Genomic DNA, 4,402 nt, shown 5'->3' with positions numbered 1-4,402 from the left:
GCTCTGTCCAAAACATCTTGAATCCAAACAGAGTGCAGGAGTACTTGAAGTGCTTGCGTGATATGGCTATCATGAAAGGACTTAACGGGTTCTGAAATCGTTTAAGTATTCCGAAATAAACCAGCTCGCCAAAGCTGGTTTTTTCACATCTGGGAAATAGATTAATCCCAAAAGCGATTGATCTCAATGATCCTTTTAACCGGTCATGGCTTTCCCAAACAAAAAAGGCTCCCCAGTGGGAGCCTTTTTTGTTTCTAAATCACGGTGCAGATTAAGTGCCGTTATGGTAAATCAAACAACTTCTTCCCAATCTGCATCAAGAATATTTCCTCTTCCTTGATGCATTAAGAATGATGGGTGAACATTCCATCGATGTCCCGAATCATCTAAAACAGAAATTGTCTTTTTATTTTTTCGAATCACGACTCCACTCACACCATCTTCACCAGGAGGTTCAAAGCGAACCTTATCCCCAATGGAAAAGTCATTCATAAGACCGGATGTATTTTGGACATCGATCTCTTTTAGCCGTTCAACAACTCTATGGTTAAGCTCTAGTAGCTCTTTTTTTGTTAACTTGTTTAAATCAAAAATAAATACGTACTCAGACGATACAGTGATAATTTATAATGAATGAACAAGACCTATATGATCAAGCCGTCACGCTACTGGCTAAACGTGATTATGCCTCTGGTGAAATAAAACGATGCTTAAAGCGTTACTCATCAGATGAAGATTCAATAAACTCAGTAATGGATCGCCTTATCTCGCATCATTACCTCGATGACTCAAGGCTCATCGAAAAGGAGATAAAGAAACAACTCGCCAAACGTCATGGACCAAGCCGAATTAAACAAGAGCTAAGACAAAAAGGGCTAGAGTTACTTGCTATAGAACAGGCCTTAGAAGATCTGGATGTGGATTGGTTTGAACTAGCAAAAGAACTGAGAATAAAGAAATTTGGTGATGAACTTCCAACAGACCCCAAAGAGAAAGCTAAGCAGATCCGTTATCTTCAATATCGAGGACACACAATGGGTATCATCATGGAACTGCTATCAAATTAAAAACTTCCAATAGAGGTATTTTATGGATTTACCCCTACGCATGTGAAAATTCACGATCCAAGAACGGCTCCCAATCGGGAGCCGTTCTTGTGTCTGAATCTGGGTGCGGATTTAAGTATTTAAGTTAAATAAAGTTTTGATACAGTTGATATATAGTGAAAGCAACACACCCGATGGTACATAAAAACATAGACCATCGGTGAGAAGAATAAGAACTTAACATTGCATCATGATCATCAGCGTCTACGTTATGAATGACACCATATCTCATCATCCCTTTACCTTTACAATAACGACGAAGACCCAAACCTGACGATATAAAGGCCACAATCCATAGAACAGCAATATTTAAGGCATCACCTCGAAAAAAAAACAACCCTAAAACAAAGCACAAAGCAAATGTTCCATCAGATATATTTAAATATTTCCATATTTTTTCTTTACTTATCATCGCTTAAAACATTCCCAGAAAAATAGCTAGCAACGCTTTCGGATGTAGCTTGAGTTCGATTAGAAAAGTTGAGAAGCCTTAACCTATAAGCAACTCCAGATCCCATCGCATATGCTAAAGCAGGATCAAAATTACCTTTAGTAGCAGATTCAGCAACATCAGCCAAAACTATTCTTTGTAGCGGAACTAGATAAGGATTAACAATCAATGCCACACCGATTACCTGCATTACATCCGAACGTTTATCTTGCGTCGCTGCCTCAATATAATCCTGAAACGCATCATCTTCCATATCGATGTTAGCATTTCGCATCAAGCATTCTGTATTGGCACAACTGGCCATAAATCGAACGTTAAATGATTGATTATTAACACGCATATTTCTTCGATAGCTAGCACTGGTTCCGTCTTGTTCTCTCTGCTCTGCTCTCTGTTCATTACGTATTTTTCTATTTATCTCTCTATTTTGGAGAGCCTGGCTACCATCAATAAACCCGAGTTTGATTTTATTAATTAAGCTGTGAGCCATATCGTAATTAATATTACCTTTACGATAAGAGGTTAGAACCACATTAAACGCCTGACTGAACTCTCTAACGGCTTGAGAATGGACATCATACTCGAGATTCATCTGCCCTAAAGAGGATAAAACAGCGGTAATAGCAAGGCTAACTTCTTGCTCTAGTAACCAAGTTCCCTCATCAAGACCTTCTCTTGAATTAAGAACAGAATTAACCACGAGCCATATCCTTAACTTTAAGCCATGAAGAAAAAGCAGAAGTTGTCGCAGCCAAATGCTTCCACTGAATATCTCGATAAGAAATAGAAATATTCTCCTGCATTTCCAACTCACCAGAGCTAACAACGTGAGGCATATCAGAGCGGATATTACGGATCAATGCACCAATTAAAGTGACCTCATAAAAAGCTTCTTGAGCTCCACCATTAGGCGCATGTCTATAAAAAGTTAATGTACACATCAATTCATCCCCATCAGAGCAAGCTTGAGCTAAAACAGGACTGGACTTGTCGATTTTTTTTATTATCTGCACCGGAGAATGAATAGAACGATTGTCCCAAGCGACATTGTGAGAGTATGAAAGGACTGTGATTTCATCCTCATGGTTTTCTTGAAAACCATTCCCCATTGATGCCGGTGTATTGCACCCCGACGATAGGCAACCTCTATTAACACTTTCAATTTTCAGATACGCGATTGTGGCCATTTTTTATAACACCTAGTCATACATTAGTTTTTAATCACATTAACATAGACTTAGAGAATTAATTACTGCCCAATTCAACAAATAAGCCCTCCCCTTACTTACAAACTTAGGGGAGAAAAAATCGGTGTTCATTATTCCTATTATGTAAAATCCACGAGTTTGCTATCAGAAACAGTCCTCAGAACCCCTCAAACGCTCTTAGCGAAGATTTTGGACACTTGATCAAGGCAATATACTTCCATACGGCCTTGTAAGTTTGTGACGCTTTCAGAGCGAATCTCAGCTCGAATTAACATCGTTCAAACTCACCCTAAAAGAACACCGTAACGGCTAAAAGTAAACTAAATCAGAATTTCGAATTACGAATCTCAAGTGTGATTCGAATGATGTTGTAAATCGCATAACCAAGAATCAATAAAACTAAGACGATGGAATCATCCGGGGCGCTAGACATAGTAAAACCTCACAAGAAATGGCGTAACTCAAGCATAAAACAGCTTCAAAGAATCGAGAATAAAATGAGATCGTTCTTTTCCATAAAATGGACGAAGTTCTTTAATGGAAAGAACGATCCGACAAACGAACGAAGTAAGTGCGTCAGAAAGAATCTTGAAGCGAAACTGCAGACCGGCATTTTTTCAGACATCTAAAAAATGCGAATCCTGCTAATCAAATAACGAACACAAAAACTCGAGGTGCGCCTCTCTACTTTTCGTTTCCTAAATCAATCGCGATCAGCGTCCCCCTCCGAGGGGATTTAATTGTTATGTGGGAATGAAAGTGCTCTATAAGCGTTAAGAAATTCAATCACTGAAAGTGCCGAACTGGAGAGGGGAATTGCTAATTTTAGTGCATGCTCTTGGGATGCGTTGAGTAGGCGAGACCAAGTGATTCTGGTTGGATGAAAAGGCGGAATTAAGCCAGGGAGGAACGACCTGCGAAAATACAAACTATTTCACCCTCTAGAAGTGCTTGGTCGCGCGTAGCGCTACGCATCCTAGGTCTTAGAAACATGTTTCTAAGCTGCTCTTTTATTTTATCTTTTTTGGCATTTCTGGGGACTAGTTTTGTGGACCTATTCAGTGGACCAAGCCAGTCCAGAAGGGGAGTCCACTAAAAGAGTCCCCAGAAATAGCGTAAAAAGTGAGTGAGAATAAGCTCACACAGAAAAATCAAAAAAAACCGATATGTAGAACTGATATGTGAAACCGATATGACCATATATCAGTTCTACATATCGGTTTCATATATCGGTAAAAGCTATGAGGGGAATAAATTCACACGCGGGTAAAGGGGGCGTTAGCGCCCCTTTCCAGATCACAGAGAAAAGAGCGTAGCGAGTGCACTCTGTGTATGCTGGCTTAAAACAAAAGCGCGTGATTAGAATAGCATAGAAGATGAACTAAAAAAGAGAAGAGAATAAATATACAGAGACAGTGCCAAGGATTAGCATTAAGTGGCTTTCCGCTTGCTAGGTGTTCGGACGCTACGCTTACTCACACACTGCGCCTAGCGGTATCAATGAAAGAAACAAGAGTACAAGCGCGGCGAAAGGAACAGCCCTTTCGGCTGCGCCGACCCCTACCCATTTCGACTCAAATTGATGAGTGATTTGGGTATCTCTATGGTCGCTTTCAGATTGGGATTTGTCTCTTACC

At 39.9% G+C, this 4,402-nt stretch carries 5 protein-coding genes; 1 reads left to right on the top strand and 4 read right to left on the bottom strand.

Going from position 1 to position 4,402, the window contains the following annotated elements; all coding sequences use genetic code 11:
* Nucleotides 1-291 precede the first annotated feature (291 nt).
* Complete coding sequence (locus ACED59_RS24145) at nt 292-492, bottom strand: hypothetical protein (RefSeq protein WP_371705164.1); 201 nt, start codon at nt 490-492, stop codon at nt 292-294.
* Between the two features lie 137 nt (nt 493-629).
* Here ACED59_RS24145 and ACED59_RS24140 point away from each other — a divergent pair, with 137 nt between their 5' ends.
* A complete protein-coding gene (locus tag ACED59_RS24140) occupies nt 630-1,067 on the top strand; it encodes a regulatory protein RecX (RefSeq protein WP_371705165.1) in 438 nt (145 codons plus the stop codon).
* A gap of 124 nt (nt 1,068-1,191) precedes the next feature.
* Here ACED59_RS24140 and ACED59_RS24135 read toward each other — a convergent pair whose 3' ends face one another.
* The 3 genes from ACED59_RS24135 to tssD are packed head-to-tail and all read right to left on the bottom strand — an operon-like array spanning nt 1,192 to nt 2,744.
* The gene (locus ACED59_RS24135) at nt 1,192-1,518 is read right to left on the bottom strand and encodes a hypothetical protein (RefSeq protein ID WP_371705166.1); all 327 of its coding nucleotides are present in this window, start codon (nt 1,516-1,518) and stop codon (nt 1,192-1,194) included.
* The gene (locus ACED59_RS24130; RefSeq protein WP_017098609.1) at nt 1,508-2,257 is read right to left on the bottom strand and encodes a hypothetical protein; all 750 of its coding nucleotides are present in this window, start codon (nt 2,255-2,257) and stop codon (nt 1,508-1,510) included. Before ACED59_RS24130 ends, ACED59_RS24135 begins: the two co-directional genes overlap by 11 nt.
* Nucleotides 2,250-2,744 carry a type VI secretion system tube protein TssD gene (gene tssD / locus ACED59_RS24125; RefSeq protein WP_371705167.1) on the bottom strand — a complete coding sequence of 165 codons (495 nt, stop codon included), beginning with the start codon at nt 2,742-2,744 and terminating at the stop codon, nt 2,250-2,252. The genes ACED59_RS24130 and tssD overlap by 8 nt, the downstream gene beginning before the upstream one ends.
* Nucleotides 2,745-4,402 lie beyond the last annotated feature (1,658 nt).

The sequence above is a fragment of the Vibrio sp. FF266 genome (assembly GCF_041439695.1).
In the GTDB taxonomy this organism is placed as follows: domain Bacteria; phylum Pseudomonadota; class Gammaproteobacteria; order Enterobacterales; family Vibrionaceae; genus Vibrio; species Vibrio tasmaniensis_A.
This window is presented reverse-complemented; position numbering and strand designations above follow the sequence as displayed.